The sequence below is a fragment of the Streptomyces sp. WM6386 genome, assembly GCF_000972385.1.
In the GTDB taxonomy this organism is placed as follows: domain Bacteria; phylum Actinomycetota; class Actinomycetes; order Streptomycetales; family Streptomycetaceae; genus Streptomyces.
In genome coordinates this window covers 37,514-51,397 of the sequence record NZ_JXTE01000005.1, presented here as the reverse complement: position 1 = coordinate 51,397, position 13,884 = coordinate 37,514, and the positions used below count along the sequence as shown (strand labels likewise).

Below are 13,884 nucleotides of genomic sequence, written 5' to 3'. Positions count from 1 at the left end.
CGACCGGAGCCGACGGACCCCATGATTCACGCGCTCAGCGGACCGCGCTTTCCAGCCATTCCGGTTCGATCTCGCCCTCGGCGACGATCACCGCGGGGCCGGTCATCTCGATCTCGCCGTCGGGCCGCTCGGTGATCACGAGGGTGCCGCCGGGCACATCGACGGTGTACGTCACCGGGGTCCCGGTCACGGCCGGGTCGGCCCCGTCCCTGCGAGCGGTGGCCACGGCGACGGCGCACGCGCCCGTGCCGCAGGACCGGGTCTCGCCGGAGCCGCGCTCATGCACGCGCAGGGCGACGTGACGGGGGCCGCGGTCGACGACGAACTCCACATTGACCCCGTCCGGGTAGGCGGCGGCCGGGCTGAAGGGCGGCGGGGAGTACAGGTTGCCCGCGTGAGCGAGGTCGTCCACGAAGGCCACGGCGTGCGGGTTGCCCATGTTCACGTTCCGCGCGGGCCAGCTGCGCTCGCCGACGCTCACGGTGACGTCCCCTTCGGGGAGCCGGGCCGTGCCCATGCCGACGGTGACATCACCGTCCTTCGCGAGGTGCACGGTCTTCACGCCCCCGCGCGTGGCCACGGCCAGGTCGCCCTCGGTGATGTACCCGGCGTGCTGGAGGTAGCGCGCGAAGACGCGTACGCCGTTGCCGCACATCTCCGCGATGGAGCCGTCGCCGTTGCGGTAGTCCATGAACCACTCCGCCTCGGCGGCCATGCCCTGCGCCTCCGGGTGGGCGGCGGATCGCACCACGTGCAGCAGGCCGTCACCGCCGATGCCGGCGCGGCGGTCGCACAGGGCGGCGACGGCGGCCGGGGGGAGGTCGACGGCGTTCTCGGGGTCCGGGACGATCACGAAGTCGTTCTCGGTGCCGTGACCCTTGAGGAAAGCGATCCGCGTGCTCATTCCTCGATCGTACGGGGTGGGTACGACACCAGGTCACGGACAGCCGTACGCCGTCTCCACGCGTACGTGGTCGTACGTCACGCCACGCGCGCGTGAAGGTCAGCGCAGCCGGGCCACGCGGAACACGGCCAGCGCGATCACCGCGGCCACGATCACGACGTACAGCAGCACCACGCGCCAGTCGGGACGTCGCCCGGACCCCCGCTGCGGCAGCCCGGGCCATGTGTAACCGACCCGGCGGGCGGCCATCATGCCCCACCCCGCCGCACAGGAGCAGATCAGCAGGCCCAGCATGGCGATCACGGCCCCGCTGTCGCCGAAGTCGAAGGCCAGCGGGAAGGCGAACATCAGGGAGCCGACCGCGGCCAGGGCGACGATGGGCGCGAGCTGCCAGATACGCATTCGGCGCTGCGGGCGCAGCTCGACCTCGACCTCCGGGCCGCCCGCGAACATCTCCTCGGGCTCGGGACCGTCGGCGGTCACACCGCCCTGCGTGTCGTCGGGCCCGTCGGGGCTCAGACGGTCTCCGTCCTGCTCCGGTTCACCGCCGTCGACGGTGAGGGGCTCGGTGCCTTGTGCGGTGTCGCGAGGGCCGGCCTCCATCGCCACGCGCCCTCCCAACTCGGACTCCACTTGGTCGATCGAAGCTCGATGATGGCACGGCGCCGGAGGGCCGGATGACGGCCTGAGCGTCCCGATGCCAGGACGTGATCAGGCTGTGACCGGTCGTTCGACCAACGCCAGCGCGAGCTGCGGAAGTTCTGTGAGATCCGCCGCAGCCCCACTCAACCAGTGCACCCGCGGATCGCGCCTGAACCATGAATCCTGACGGCGCGCGAAGCGCTTCGTGGCACGGACGGTCTCGTCCCGCGCTTCCTCGAGCGTGCACTCCCCGGCGAGCGCCGCGAGCACCTGCTGATACCCGAGCGCGCGCGAGGCCGTACGCCCCTCGCGCAACCCGTGCGCCTCCAGCGCCCGTACCTCGTCCACCAGGCCCGCGTCCCACATCCGGTCGACCCGGCGCGCGATGCGCTCGTCGAGCTCGGGGCGCGCCACGTCGACGCCGATCTGGAGGGTGTCGTAGACCGAGTCGTGGCCGGGGAGGTTGGCGGTGAAGGGTTTGCCGGTGATCTCGATGACCTCCAGGGCCCGGACGATGCGGCGGCCGTTGCTGGGCAGGATCGCCTGGCCTGCCTCGGGGTCGGCGGCGGCCAGGCGGGCGTGCAGCGCGCCGGAGCCGCGGAGCGTGAGCTCCTCCTCGAGCCGGGCCCTGACCTCGGGGTCGGTGCCGGGGAACTCGAGGTTGTCGACGGCGCCACGGACGTAGAGGCCGGAACCGCCGACCAGGATCGGCCAGCGTCCCTCGGCGAGCAGCGCGTCGATGCGCTCGCGCGCGAGTCGCTGGTACTCGGCGACGGAGGCCGTGACGGTCACGTCCCAGATGTCCAGGAGGTGGTGCGGGACGTCGTCGCGCTCCTCGGGCGTCAGTTTTGCGGTGCCGATGTCCATCCCTCGGTAGAGCTGCATGGAGTCGGCGTTGACGACCTCGCCGCCGAGACGTCGGGCCAGGAAAACGCCCAGATCGGACTTTCCGGCCGCGGTCGGTCCGACGACGGCGATGACGCGGGGGGCGGGGGGTGCGCTGCTCACCGCCCCAGTCTCGCAAACGTCAGGGCATGGCCTCGAACGAGTTACGTGACGGCACGCGCGCGGGGTCGTTGCCTGTTGCGAGGTTTTCGCCGCCGGTTTCGGGAGGCGGCGTCCCGGGCGGCGCAAACGGACGCACCGGGCAACGCGGGATTTCCCCCGCACGAGTAACGTATGGAGTGGATATGGGCGTTTTCGCACGACTTCTCCGGAGGTCAAAGGCTGCGGAGGAGGCGTCAACCGCCGAGGCAGAGGCCGTCACGCCGACGGCCGAACCCGAGGCGGAGAAGGCGGCAGAGGCGAAGGAGCCGGCCGAGGCGGACGCCACGGCCGGGACCGACGCCGGGGACACGGCAGAACCGACGGCGACGGAGGCCGTCGAGGCCGGTGCCGCCGAAGGCGTCGACATCCCCAAGCAGCAATCCGCCGAGAAGGCGGCCGACAGCGAGGCCGGCGAGGGCGCCCGTACGTAACTGCCCCGCGCGGGAAGGTGAACGATGGGTCTCCTGGACAATTTGAAAGCCAAGCTCAGCCCGGCCAAGGACAAGGTCTCCGGCCTCGCACAGCAGCACGGGGACAAGGTCCAGCACGGTCTCGACAAGGCCGCGAAGGTCGTCGACGAAAAGACCAAGGGCAAGTACAGCGACAAGATCCAGACGGGCACGGGCAAGGCCAAGAACGCCATGGACCGACTCGCACACAAGGACGACGGAACGGACGGCGGCACAACCACGCCCCCGTCCACACCGCCGCCCGCTTCCTGAACGGCACACCGACGGACGGCCGCGGGGCATGACGCCTGGCGGCCGTCCGCCGTTTCACACGGCCCGCAGCCGCGTCACGACCAGGCCGGTCACGACGAGGCTCGTCACGAGGGAGCCGTCACGCCCAGGTCGCGACCACGTACCCCACGCCGTACGGCGCGTCGTCGTACAGCAGTCGGCCATCGAGGCCCGCCCCTTCGGCCGCGCCCGCGAGGACCTGCCAGGGGGCCCGTCCGGACACCTTGAGCTCGTACGCCAGCTCGGCGTCCAGCGCTTCGAGGGCCGCCACATCCGCCGCCCCCAGCGCACGCGCGACCTCCGCGTCGAAGGGCGCCGCGCGCTCGTCGAGGTAGCCGGGTGACTTGAGCGTGCGGCAGGCGCTGGCGTCTCCCATCACCAGCAGCGCCACGCGCTCGGCTCGCGCGGCGATTTCCCTTCCGGTCTGCGTACACCGCTCGGCGGCCAGAGGTTCCCCCACGCCGAGTCCCTCGATCGGGGCGTCCGCCCAACCAGTGCGTTCCAGCAGCCACGCGGCCACGGCAAGGGAGGTCGGAAGCGCGCGCCCGGACGCCGCGCCCTTGTCCGCCCCCAGCCTGACGTCGAGCGCCACGCCGAAGCCGCGGAAGGACCCCGCCGCGCCCCCCGGATGCGTTCCGCGCCCGCTCCGCTCGGCGGGTCCGAGGACCACCAGCAGATCGGGCCGGGCGGCGGCGAGCACCCCGAGCGCGTCCGTGCACGCGGTCCGGGCCGCGTCCAGCTCGGGCGCGGCGCCCGCGGCGACCTCGGGCACGAGGAGCGGCGGACAGGGGCAGACGGCGGCGGCGACAAGCATGATCGGCAGCCTACTGCGGTCCCCGGGAGGGCCGGGGGCGGCATCGCCGGATCACGGGGCCTCCGTGCTCCACACCCGCTCGGCGAGGTAGTACCGCAGGCGGTATTTCCCCAGGCTGCCCTTGATCTCCACGTAGTACGTGTCGTCGTCCACCCGGAACACCTCGCGGCGGCGCTGTTGCAGTCCTTCGGCGAACCTGTGCGCACACGCCGTCTCGTACAGCCTGCTGCGGGCCTCCTCCCGGGTGCCCTCGAAACGCTCGACCCCCCGGAGCCTGTCCACGTGCTCCTCGACGATCACCCAGTGCCCCATGCGTCCCCCCGTCCGATCCGGTCAGTCGACGGCACAGCCTCCGGTGACCGCGGGCAGCGGTTCCGGAACGCCGATCTTCGGCAGCCCCAGCAGCACGCCCGCCGGCTTCGCCGACTCGGCGGCGTTCCGCTTCTCCCAGGCGTCGCCCGCGCGCGTGCGGCGGACCTTCAGGACCTCGCCCTCGGCGAGGAGGTGGTGCGGGGCGGCGTAGGTGATCTCGACCGTGACGACGTCACCGGGGCGGACCTCGTCGTCCGGCTTGGTGAAGTGGACGAGGCGGTTGTCGGGGGCACGGCCGGAGAGGCGGTGGGTGGTGCCGTCCTTGCGGCCCTCGCCCTCGGCGACCATGAGGTCGAGGGTGCGGCCGACCTGCTTCTTGTTCTCCTCCCAGGAGATCTCCTCCTGGAGGGCGACGAGACGCTCGTAGCGCGCCTGCACGACCTCCTTGGGGATCTGCCCGTCCATGGTCGCCGCGGGGGTTCCGGGGCGCTTGGAGTACTGGAAGGTGAAGGCGTTCGTGAAGCGGGCCTCGCGGACCGCGTGCATGGTCTGCTCGAAGTCCTCCTCGGTCTCGCCGGGGAAGCCCACGATGATGTCGGTCGAGATCGCGGCGTCCGGCATGGCGGCACGCACCTTCTCGATGATCCCGAGGAAACGCTCCTGCCGGTAGGAGCGGCGCATCGCCTTCAGGATCGTGTCCGAGCCGGACTGCATCGGCATGTGGAGCTGCGGCATCACGTTCGGCGTCTCGGCCATCGCCGCGATCACGTCGTCGGTGAAGTCGCGCGGGTGCGGGGACGTGAAGCGGACGCGCTCCAGGCCCTCGATCTTCCCGCAGGCCCGCAGCAGCTTGCTGAACGCCTCACGGTCGCCGATGTCGGAGCCGTACGCGTTGACGTTCTGCCCGAGCAGCGTGATCTCGGAGACGCCCTCGCCGACCAGGGCCTCGATCTCGGCGAGGATGTCGCCGGTACGGCGGTCCTTCTCCTTGCCGCGCAGCGCCGGGACGATGCAGAAGGTGCAGGTGTTGTTGCAGCCGACGGAGATCGACACCCACGCCGCGTACGCGCTCTCGCGCCGGGTGGGCAGCGTGGACGGGAACGCCTCGAGGGACTCGGCGATCTCGACCTGCGCTTCCTCCTGCACGCGCGCGCGTTCCAGCAGGACGGGCAGCTTGCCGATGTTGTGCGTGCCGAAGACGACGTCGACCCAGGGCGCCCGCTGCACGATGGTGTCGCGGTCCTTCTGCGCCAGACAGCCGCCGACCGCGATCTGCATCCCGGGGCGCTTGGTCTTCATGGGGGCGAGGCGGCCGAGGTTGCCGTACAGCCTGTTGTCGGCGTTCTCGCGCACCGCGCAGGTGTTGAAGACGACGACGTCCGCATCGCCGTCGGAACCCTCCGGCGCCTTCACATAACCGGCGTCTTCGAGCAGCCCGGACAATCGCTCGGAATCGTGGACGTTCATCTGGCACCCGTAGGTGCGCACTTCGTAGGTCTTGGAAGAGGAGACGTCCACTGCCTGGCTCCGGTCGATGCTGCTCATGCGACAAGGGTAGGCGGTGCCGGAAGCGGCTTCGGTCGCCCTGTGGACAACCGGGGTCTCAGGGCTCGATCAGGCCGGCCCGTATCGCGTACCGCGTGAGTTCCAGGCGATCCCTCATGCCCAGCTTCTGCAGCAGGTTCGCACGGTGGCGTTCGACCGTCTTCGCGCTGATGAACAGCATCTCGCCGATCTCCTTGGACGTGTGTCCCTCGGCGACGAGCTTGAGGATCTCCTCCTCGCGTTCGGTGACGGCCCGCTCGGGCAGGGAATCGCCGCGGTGGAGGCGGTCCAGGTAGGAGCGGACGAGGGCGCGCTCGGCGCCCGGGTAGACGAACGGCCGGTCGCGGACGGCCGCCCGGCACGCCTCGACCAGATCGCGGTCGGCGACGGACTTGAGGACGTAGCCGCTGGCCCCGGCCTTGAGGGCCTCGAAGAAGTATTGCTCGTTGTCGTACATGGTCAGGATGAGAATGCGCAGGTCGGGCAGGCGGCGGGAGAGCTCACGGGCCGCCTGGAGGCCCGTCGTCCGGGGCATGGCGATGTCCAGGACGGCCAGATCGACGTCACACGCGCGTGCCAGCTCGACGGCCTCCGCTCCATCGCCGGCCTCGGCGACGACCGTGAGATCGTCCTCGCCGTCGAGGATGAGGCGGACTCCGCGTCGTACGAGGGTGTGGTCGTCGGCGAGCAGCACGCGGACCGGGGTGCGGGGGGTGTGGGGAGTCATGGGCGCCCTCCGACGCGCAGGCGTACGTCCGTGCCTCCGCCGGGCGCTCCGGCGACCGTGAGCTCCGCTCCTATCAGCAGCGCCCGCTCGCGCATGCCCCGTATCCCCGCCCCTTCGGTGGCCCCGCCGAGGCCCCTGCCGTTGTCGCGGACGAGCAGCTCGACACCGCCGTCGATCTGCTGGAGGCGGACCTCGGCGTGGGCGGCGGCGGCGTGCCGGGCGGTGTTGGTGAGGCTCTCCTGGGCCACCCGGTAGAGCACGAGTTCCGACTCCTCGGTCAGGGGCGGCAGTCCGCCGGGGACGTGGTGGCGCACGGTCAGGCCATGGGCGCTGAACTCACCGGCGAGCGAGCGCAGCGCGCTGGCCAGGCCGAGTTCCTCCAGGACGCCGGGGCGCAGCCGACGGGCGATGAAACGGATCTCGTCGAGCCCCGCGCGGGTGGCCTCCTGGGCCTGGGCCACCTCCTCGCGCAGCCCCTCGGGCGCCCGGTCGGCGACCCTCTTGAGCTGGAGGAGGACCGCGGTCAGGGTCTGACCGACCTCGTCGTGCAGCTCACGCGCGATCCGGTGGCGCTCCCGCTCCTGCGCGGACAGGGCACGGCCCGCCCCGGCGGCGCGCTCGGCCTCCAGCCTGTCGAGCATCGTGTTGTACGTCGTGATGAGCTCGGCCGCTTCGGCGGGACCGGCGACATCCGCGCGGGCGCCGAGCCGCAGCAGGTCGGCGGTGGACATGGCCCGACCGAGCCGCTTGAGCGGGGCGAGGCCGACCCGCAGGACCAGGGCGTTGGCGGCCAGCAGCAGGGCGAGGCCGACGAGGACGACCAGCGCCTCGGCCTGTCTGATGGGCGTCGACACGGTGACCGGGCCCAGCAGCAGCGCGGCGGCCACGACCAGACCGGCGGCGTTCAGCGAGAAGATCCGCCAGAACAGTGACACGTGCGTGTTCTCGCCTTCCTCGCCCCTGTCACATGGCCCTTCCGTGACCAGCTTCGCCGCCCGGCGCCGGTCGCGCATATCCGTGGCAACACCCATGTCGCCACGGTACGGGCCGATGGCAGCATGCGGACTCGGCACCCACGATCACGCTTGGTACATAGGCCCAGCACAAGGGGAGAAACGTGTCTGCACCGCGCCTGAGGGCGACGCCGCTGCCGGGGATCGGGGTCCAGTACGACCTCGTGACGCGCGAACACCGCCATCTGTCCGTGGTGGCGCACCGCGACGGTGTCCGGACGGTGAGCGTGTACCGGGCGGACGACCCCGACTCCTGTGCCCAGTCGCTGCGGCTGACCGGTGCGGAGGCGGGCTCGCTGATCGACGCGCTGATGCCCTCCCATCACAGCGCGAGCCTGCTCTACACCACGGATCTGGGGCTGGTCGCCGAGCGGATCGAGGTGGCCGCGACCTCACGCTGGAACGGGCGGGTGCTGGGCGAGACCCGGATGCGCACGGACACGGGCGCGTCCATCGTGGCGGTGCTGCGCCGGGCCGAGGCGATTCCCTCGCCGGCGCCGGACTTCCGGCTGGTGGGCGGGGACACGCTGATCGTCGTCGGTACGCGTGAGGGCGTCGACGCCGCCGCGGCGATACTCGGGCGGGAGTGAACCGGGTGCACTCCGCGGTCCTGCTCATCGAGTTCGGTTCCATCATTCTCGGCCTCGGCCTGCTCGGCCGGTTCGCCGCCAGGTTCCGGCTCTCCCCCATCCCGCTCTACCTCCTCGCCGGTCTCGCCTTCGGCAAGGGCGGGCTGCTGCCGCTGGGCGCGAGCGAGGAGTTCGTCTCCATCGGTGCCGAGATCGGCGTCATCCTGCTGTTGTTGATGCTCGGCCTGGAGTACTCGGCCAGCGATCTGGTCACCAACCTCAAGGCGCACTATCCGTCGGGGCTGGTCGACTGTGCGCTGAACGCCGTACCGGGTGCGGTGGCCGCGTTGCTGCTGGGCTGGGGGCCGGTGGCCGCCGTGGTCCTCGCGGGCGTCACCTGGATCTCGTCGTCCGGCGTCATCGCGAAGGTGCTCGGCGATCTGGGCCGGGTGGGCAACCGGGAGACGCCGGTGATCCTCAGCGTGCTGGTCCTGGAGGACCTGGCGATGGCGGTGTACCTGCCGATCGTCACCGCGCTGGTGGCGGGAGCCGGACTGCTGGCCGGGAGCGTGACGCTGGCGATCGCGCTGGGCGCGGCGGGGCTGGTGCTGTTCGTGGCGGTGCGCTACGGGCGGCTGATCTCGCGGTTCGTGTCCAGCGACGATCCGGAGAAGCTGCTCCTTGTGGTGCTGGGGCTGACGATCCTGGTCGCGGGTGTGGCGCAGCAGTTGCAGGTGTCGGCGGCGGTCGGTGCCTTCCTGGTCGGCATCGCGCTGTCCGGGGAGGTCGCGGAGGGGGCGCACACGCTGCTGAGCCCGCTGCGGGACCTGTTCGCCGCCGTGTTCTTCGTCTTCTTCGGGCTGCACACCGACCCGGCGAGCATCCCGCCCGTACTGCTGCCCGCCCTGGCGCTGGCCGTGCTCACCGCGGTGACGAAGATCGCCACGGGCTACTGGGCCGCCCGGCGGGCGGGGATCTCCGTCAAGGGCCGCTGGCGTACGGGCGGCGCGCTGGTCGCCCGCGGCGAGTTCTCGATCGTCATCGCCGGCCTCGCGGTGAGTGCCGGCATCGAACCGTCGCTGGGCCCGCTGGCCACGGCGTACGTCCTGATCCTGGTCGTCCTGGGCCCACTGACCGCGCGCTACACCGAGCCGATGGCTTCCTGGTGGACACGACGCTCCGGGGCGCGTCGGACGGTTCAGGAGGACGCGTCGACGGTGGCGGAGGCATCGGTGGCGGACTGAGGGACGGCGTGGGGCGCGTGGCAGCGGCCTCGTCCGCCCGCAGCCCCCGCCCTCAGGCAACCCCCTCCGGCTCTGCCGGACCCGACGGCTTTCACCGGCCCTGCCCGGCAACCCGCACGGACGCCCCTGTGGCCCCCGCCCTGGTCAGCACCGCGTCCCTGCTGGCAGGATCGCGCGCATGTCCAAGGTGTTCCCCCGTATGAGCAGGAGCCGGGCGCTGCAGGGTGCGGCCGCCGGTTTCGTGGTCTTCGGGCTGCTGCTGTGGTGGCTGCTGCCGGGCGAGGAGCCGCCCGGCGGGACGATCTCCTTCGCCACCGGCTCGCGCGGCGGGGTCTACGAGGAGTACGGCAAGGACCTGAGCGGCGAGTTCGCCAAGGACATGCCCGACCTCGAGGTGGACCTGGAGACCAGCGACGGGTCACAGGACAACGTCGCGCGCGTGGCGTCCGGTGAGGCCGACTTCGCCATCGCTGCGGCGGACGCGGTGGAGTCGTTCGCGATCGACCATCCGGTCGAGGCCGCCCGACTGCGCGGTGTCGCACGCCTGTACGACGACTACGTACAGCTCGTCGTCCCGCGGAACTCGGCCATCGACTCCGTGGCCGACCTGAAAGGCAAGCGGGTCGCCATAGGGCTGAAGACGTCGGGCGTGCGACTGATCGCCACCCGGGTGCTCAATGCGGAGGGCATCGACCCGGCCAGGGACATCAAGCCGTTCTCGTACGGCATCAAGGACGTCGATCAGCTCGGGCACACCATCGACGCGTTCTTCTGGTCGGGCGGACTGCCGACGAACGGACTGAAGGCGCTCGCCGAGACGTCCTCGTTCAAGTTCGTCCCGATCAAGGCCGACTTCGTCGCCAAACTCCACACCCAGAGCGCCGCCAACCGCTACTACCGGCCCACCAACATCCCGGAGGCGGCCTACGACGGCCAGGACGCGTACGCCGTGCCGACGATCGCCGTGTCCAACCTGCTGATCACCCGCGAGGACCTGGACCCGCGGCTCACCGAGTGGCTGACCCGGACCGTGATCCGCAGCCGGGACTACATCGGCGGCAAGGTGCACTCCGCACAGCTGGTCGACCTGCGCACCGCGATCTACACCTCCCCGCTGCCGCTGCACGAGGGCGCGCAGCGCTACTACCGCTCCGTCAAGCCGTAGCGGCGCTGCGGGGCACCGTCACCGTCACCTTCAGGCCGTGCGGTTCGTGAGGGGCGTACGAGATCGTGCCGCCGCCCGCGTGCAGCAAGGTCCGCGAGATGGACAGACCGAGGCCTGAGCCCTTGATGTTCTGGTGGCGGTTGCTGCGCCAGAAACGGTCGCCGATGCGGGCGAGTTCCTCGGCGGTCAGACCGGGGCCGTTGTCGGTGACGACGACGGTCGCCGTCTCTCCGTTGGAGAAGACCGTCACCTCGACGCACTCGTCCTCGGGCGTGAACTTGACCGCGTTGTCGATGACCGCGTCCAGCGCGCTGGACAGGGTGACCGGGTCGGCCCAGCCGGTGGTGGGCGGGCAGTCGCCCACCAGGCGTACGCCCTTGGCCTGGGCGGTCGGCGCCCAGGCCGCCACGCGCTCGGCGGCCAGCGCGCCGATGTCGGTGATGCGCAGATGCGCGTCCGTGTGCTCGGCCAGGGCCAGGTCCAGCAGGTCGTCCAGGACCTGGGCGAGACGCTTGCCCTCCGTCTGGACCGAGGCGATCTCCTTGTTGCCCTCCGGCAGTTCGAAGGCGAGCAGTTCGATGCGCAGCAGCAGCGCGGCGAGGGGGTTGCGCAGCTGGTGCGAGGCGTCGGCGACGAAGGCGCGCTGTTGCTCCAGGACGTCCTCGACGTTGTCCGCCATCTCGTTGAACGACCGGGCCAGGCGCTGGAGTTCCGGCGGTCCGCCGGCAGCCGCGACCCTGGACTTCAGGCGGCCGCTCGCGATCGCGTGCGTGGTGGCGTCGAGGACACGCACCGGCCTGAGGACCCACCCGGTCAGCCGCAGGGCGGCACCGACGGCCACCAGCATCGCGGCCATCAGGCCCGCGCCGATGACCAGCCAGCCGTGCAGAATGCGCGAACGCATCTCCCCCGTGGGCGAGTCGGTGACGACGACCGCGATGACGTCACCGTCCCGGATGACCGGGGAGGCGACCACGAGCCGCCCCTGCTGCCAGGGAAAGACCTGCGGTGGATCCTCGCTGCGCCGGCTGAGCAGCGCCTCGTCGAACGCGGTCCGCACCTCGCCCGCCTCGGGGATGAACAAGGTCATGGGAGCGTTGGCCATGATGTTCTTGTTCTGGTAGAAGACGCCGACGCGGATGCGGTAGACCTCGTAGTAGCTGTCGAGTTCGCTCTGCAACGTCTTCTGGCGCTCGCCGCCCTCGCCGGTGACGTACTGGGCGAGGGCCGCGAAGTGCGCGGTGTCGTCGATCCGGTCGACGACCACTTTCTGCTGCTGGGCCGCGGCCACGCTGAAGCCGAGCGGGATGCCGAGCGCCAGCAGCACGGCCGCCATCAGGACGATCAGCAGCGGGAGGAGTCGTGTGCGCACCCGGGCCCGCTACGAGGACGGGGCGACGAGCCGGTAGCCGACGCCGCGTACGGTCTCGATGAGGGCCGGCATGCGCAGCTTGGCGCGCAGGGAGGCCACGTGGACCTCCAGAGTGCGCCCGGTCCCCTCCCAACTGGTGCGCCACACCTCGCTGATGATCTGCTCCCGGCGGAAGACGACTCCGGGGCGCTGGGCCAGCAGGGCGAGCAAGTCGAACTCCTTGCGGGTCAGTTGGACGACCGAACCATCCACACTGACCTGCCGGGTCGGCAGCTCGATACGGACCGGGCCGAGGTGCAGCGCGGCCTCGGCCTCGGCGGCGGGGTCCTCGTGGGCGGTGCGGCGGCTGACCGCGTGGATCCGGGCGAGCAGCTCTCCGGTGTCGTACGGCTTCACCACGTAGTCGTCCGCGCCGAGGTTGAGGCCATGGATGCGGGAACGGACGTCGGAGCGGGCGGTGACCATGATCACCGGGGTGCTGGTGCGCTTGCGGATCTTGCCACAGACCTCGTATCCGTCCTGGTCCGGCAGGCCCAGGTCGAGGAGGACGACTCCGAAGCCGGCGCCTTCCGGGACGAGTGCCTGGAGGGCTTCCTCGCCACTGCGCGCGTGGGTGACGTCGAAACCGTGCCGCGCCAGAACCGCGGACAGAGCGGCGGCGACGTGATTGTCGTCCTCTACGAGGAGCAGTCTCATCCGGGCCTCCTTCGGTTCATCGGCCGTACGATCTAAATGAGGGCAAAAGTACGATTCAGGTGTGTACACAAACGCGTGCACGCGCGCGCGTGCACCTTGTGAAGTCACGCCGATGGAAGAGGACGACGTCAAGTGGGTTCCGGTTGCGAGCCGCTTCCGTTACCCGGCCGATATGCGCCCTGCTCATAACTGCTACGACACGTGTCCGATTGCTATCGGATCGTGATGCTCAGATTCCCCTCAAAGGTAATGACGCAGGTCGCATGGGGTCACTACTGTCCTCCGAAACCGAGGAGGACGGAGCCCGATAGCGATGACCGAAGTATCGGTGGCCAAGGAAGATGTGGCCGCGACCGGCGAACTGGTCGTCCTGAAGAGCGTCAACAAGCACTTTGGCGCGTTGCATGTTCTCCAGGACATCGATCTCACGATCGCCCGCGGCGAGGTCGTCGTGGTCATCGGACCCTCCGGGTCCGGGAAGTCCACGCTGTGCCGAACCATCAACCGCCTGGAGACGATCGACTCCGGCACGATCGCCATCGACGGCAAGCCCCTGCCCGCGGAGGGCAAGGAGCTGGCCCGGCTGCGCGCCGACGTCGGGATGGTCTTCCAGTCCTTCAACCTCTTCGCGCACAAGACCGTGCTCGAGAACGTGATGCTCGGCCAGATCAAGGTCCGCAAGGCGGACAAGAAGAAGGCCGAGGAGAAAGCCCGCGCCCTGCTCGACCGGGTCGGCGTGGCGAGCCAGGCGGACAAGTACCCCGCGCAGCTCTCCGGCGGCCAGCAGCAGCGTGTCGCCATCGCCCGAGCCCTGGCCATGGACCCCAAGGTCATGCTCTTCGACGAGCCCACCTCGGCGCTCGACCCCGAGATGATCAACGAGGTCCTCGAGGTCATGCAGCAGCTCGCCCGCGACGGCATGACCATGATCGTGGTCACCCATGAAATGGGGTTCGCCCGTTCGGCTGCGAACCGGGTGGTGTTCATGGCGGACGGTCGCATCGTCGAGGAGGCTGTGCCGGACCAGTTCTTCAGCGCCCCGCGCAGCGACCGCGCCAAGGACTTCCTGTCCAAGATCCTGCACCACTGACAGC

16 protein-coding genes are annotated in these 13,884 nt (G+C 70.6%); 6 read left to right on the top strand and 10 right to left on the bottom strand.

All coding sequences use genetic code 11. The features are described 5' to 3' along the window. Nucleotides 1-34: 34 nt before the first annotated feature. From dapF to miaA, 3 genes are all read right to left on the bottom strand, one after another. Entirely contained in the window at nucleotides 35-904 is an 870-nt protein-coding gene (gene dapF / locus TN53_RS04535) for a diaminopimelate epimerase (protein ID WP_046257029.1), read from the bottom strand. Between the two features lie 99 nt (nucleotides 905-1,003). Beyond that, nucleotides 1,004-1,507, bottom strand: a complete 504-nt coding sequence (locus TN53_RS04530) for a membrane protein (protein ID WP_046257028.1) — start codon at nucleotides 1,505-1,507, stop codon at nucleotides 1,004-1,006. Between the two features lie 108 nt (nucleotides 1,508-1,615). Beyond that, on the bottom strand, nucleotides 1,616-2,554 hold the full coding sequence (gene miaA, locus TN53_RS04525; RefSeq protein ID WP_046257027.1) for a tRNA (adenosine(37)-N6)-dimethylallyltransferase MiaA: 939 nt from the start codon (nucleotides 2,552-2,554) through the stop codon (nucleotides 1,616-1,618). A 182-nt stretch (nucleotides 2,555-2,736) separates the two neighbouring features. Here miaA and TN53_RS04520 point away from each other — a divergent pair, with 182 nt between their 5' ends. Continuing rightward, entirely contained in the window at nucleotides 2,737-3,024 is a 288-nt protein-coding gene (locus tag TN53_RS04520; RefSeq protein WP_046257026.1) for a hypothetical protein, read from the top strand. 24 nt (nucleotides 3,025-3,048) lie between these two features. After that, entirely contained in the window at nucleotides 3,049-3,315 is a 267-nt protein-coding gene (locus TN53_RS04515) for an antitoxin (protein WP_046257025.1), read from the top strand. Between the two features lie 118 nt (nucleotides 3,316-3,433). On the opposite strand, the gene TN53_RS04510 is transcribed toward TN53_RS04515, so the two are convergent. From TN53_RS04510 to TN53_RS04490, 5 genes are read right to left on the bottom strand one after another with little or no spacing between them, the layout of a single operon-like run. Next, nucleotides 3,434-4,147 carry a class III extradiol dioxygenase subunit B-like domain-containing protein gene (locus TN53_RS04510; RefSeq protein ID WP_046257024.1) on the bottom strand — a complete coding sequence of 238 codons (714 nt, stop codon included), beginning with the start codon at nucleotides 4,145-4,147 and terminating at the stop codon, nucleotides 3,434-3,436. Between the two features lie 51 nt (nucleotides 4,148-4,198). Further along, nucleotides 4,199-4,459 carry a hypothetical protein gene (locus tag TN53_RS04505; protein WP_046257023.1) on the bottom strand — a complete coding sequence of 87 codons (261 nt, stop codon included), beginning with the start codon at nucleotides 4,457-4,459 and terminating at the stop codon, nucleotides 4,199-4,201. A gap of 21 nt (nucleotides 4,460-4,480) precedes the next feature. After that, entirely contained in the window at nucleotides 4,481-6,004 is a 1,524-nt protein-coding gene (gene miaB, locus TN53_RS04500) for a tRNA (N6-isopentenyl adenosine(37)-C2)-methylthiotransferase MiaB (RefSeq protein ID WP_046257022.1), read from the bottom strand. A gap of 58 nt (nucleotides 6,005-6,062) precedes the next feature. Continuing rightward, nucleotides 6,063-6,731 (bottom strand): response regulator, encoded by a 669-nt coding sequence (locus TN53_RS04495; RefSeq protein ID WP_046257021.1) that lies wholly within the window; start codon nucleotides 6,729-6,731, stop codon nucleotides 6,063-6,065. Further along, nucleotides 6,728-7,762 carry a HAMP domain-containing sensor histidine kinase gene (locus TN53_RS04490; protein ID WP_046257020.1) on the bottom strand — a complete coding sequence of 345 codons (1,035 nt, stop codon included), beginning with the start codon at nucleotides 7,760-7,762 and terminating at the stop codon, nucleotides 6,728-6,730. Before TN53_RS04490 ends, TN53_RS04495 begins: the two co-directional genes overlap by 4 nt. A gap of 86 nt (nucleotides 7,763-7,848) precedes the next feature. Here TN53_RS04490 and TN53_RS04485 point away from each other — a divergent pair, with 86 nt between their 5' ends. From TN53_RS04485 to TN53_RS04475, 3 genes are all read left to right on the top strand, one after another. Next, nucleotides 7,849-8,334 carry a TrkA C-terminal domain-containing protein gene (locus TN53_RS04485; protein WP_046257019.1) on the top strand — a complete coding sequence of 162 codons (486 nt, stop codon included), beginning with the start codon at nucleotides 7,849-7,851 and terminating at the stop codon, nucleotides 8,332-8,334. A gap of 5 nt (nucleotides 8,335-8,339) precedes the next feature. Further along, nucleotides 8,340-9,557 (top strand): cation:proton antiporter, encoded by a 1,218-nt coding sequence (locus tag TN53_RS04480; RefSeq protein WP_046257018.1) that lies wholly within the window; start codon nucleotides 8,340-8,342, stop codon nucleotides 9,555-9,557. A gap of 178 nt (nucleotides 9,558-9,735) precedes the next feature. Continuing rightward, nucleotides 9,736-10,722, top strand: coding sequence for a TAXI family TRAP transporter solute-binding subunit (locus TN53_RS04475; RefSeq protein ID WP_046257017.1), 987 nt, complete (start codon nucleotides 9,736-9,738; stop codon nucleotides 10,720-10,722). Here the strand turns inward: TN53_RS04475 and TN53_RS04470 are convergent. Beyond that, nucleotides 10,712-12,094, bottom strand: coding sequence for a sensor histidine kinase (locus TN53_RS04470; RefSeq protein WP_046257016.1), 1,383 nt, complete (start codon nucleotides 12,092-12,094; stop codon nucleotides 10,712-10,714). The two genes, TN53_RS04475 and TN53_RS04470, sit on opposite strands and share 11 nt — an antisense overlap. 9 nt (nucleotides 12,095-12,103) lie before the next feature. Further along, nucleotides 12,104-12,790 carry a response regulator transcription factor gene (locus tag TN53_RS04465; RefSeq protein ID WP_046257015.1) on the bottom strand — a complete coding sequence of 229 codons (687 nt, stop codon included), beginning with the start codon at nucleotides 12,788-12,790 and terminating at the stop codon, nucleotides 12,104-12,106. 313 nt (nucleotides 12,791-13,103) lie between these two features. Between TN53_RS04465 and TN53_RS04460 the strand changes: the two genes are divergently transcribed. Further along, a complete protein-coding gene (locus tag TN53_RS04460; RefSeq protein ID WP_046257014.1) occupies nucleotides 13,104-13,880 on the top strand; it encodes an amino acid ABC transporter ATP-binding protein in 777 nt (258 codons plus the stop codon). Nucleotides 13,881-13,884: the final 4 nt, after the last annotated feature.

Excerpts from the sequence above, each read along its gene's own strand:
- TN53_RS04510 (WP_046257024.1), bottom strand. The coding sequence starts at position 4,147 with ATGCTTGTCGCCGCCGCCGTCTGCCCCTGTCCGCCGCTCCTCGTGCCC.
- TN53_RS04460 (WP_046257014.1), top strand. The coding sequence starts at position 13,104 with ATGACCGAAGTATCGGTGGCCAAGGAAGATGTGGCCGCGACCGGCGAA.
- TN53_RS04490 (WP_046257020.1), bottom strand. The coding sequence starts at position 7,762 with ATGGGTGTTGCCACGGATATGCGCGACCGGCGCCGGGCGGCGAAGCTG.
- TN53_RS04520 (WP_046257026.1), top strand. The coding sequence starts at position 2,737 with ATGGGCGTTTTCGCACGACTTCTCCGGAGGTCAAAGGCTGCGGAGGAG.
- TN53_RS04465 (WP_046257015.1), bottom strand. The coding sequence starts at position 12,790 with ATGAGACTGCTCCTCGTAGAGGACGACAATCACGTCGCCGCCGCTCTG.
- TN53_RS04530 (WP_046257028.1), bottom strand. The coding sequence starts at position 1,507 with ATGGAGGCCGGCCCTCGCGACACCGCACAAGGCACCGAGCCCCTCACC.
- dapF (WP_046257029.1), bottom strand. The coding sequence starts at position 904 with ATGAGCACGCGGATCGCTTTCCTCAAGGGTCACGGCACCGAGAACGAC.
- TN53_RS04495 (WP_046257021.1), bottom strand. The coding sequence starts at position 6,731 with ATGACTCCCCACACCCCCCGCACCCCGGTCCGCGTGCTGCTCGCCGAC.
- miaB (WP_046257022.1), bottom strand. The coding sequence starts at position 6,004 with ATGAGCAGCATCGACCGGAGCCAGGCAGTGGACGTCTCCTCTTCCAAG.
- TN53_RS04505 (WP_046257023.1), bottom strand. The coding sequence starts at position 4,459 with ATGGGGCACTGGGTGATCGTCGAGGAGCACGTGGACAGGCTCCGGGGG.
- TN53_RS04515 (WP_046257025.1), top strand. The coding sequence starts at position 3,049 with ATGGGTCTCCTGGACAATTTGAAAGCCAAGCTCAGCCCGGCCAAGGAC.
- TN53_RS04475 (WP_046257017.1), top strand. The coding sequence starts at position 9,736 with ATGTCCAAGGTGTTCCCCCGTATGAGCAGGAGCCGGGCGCTGCAGGGT.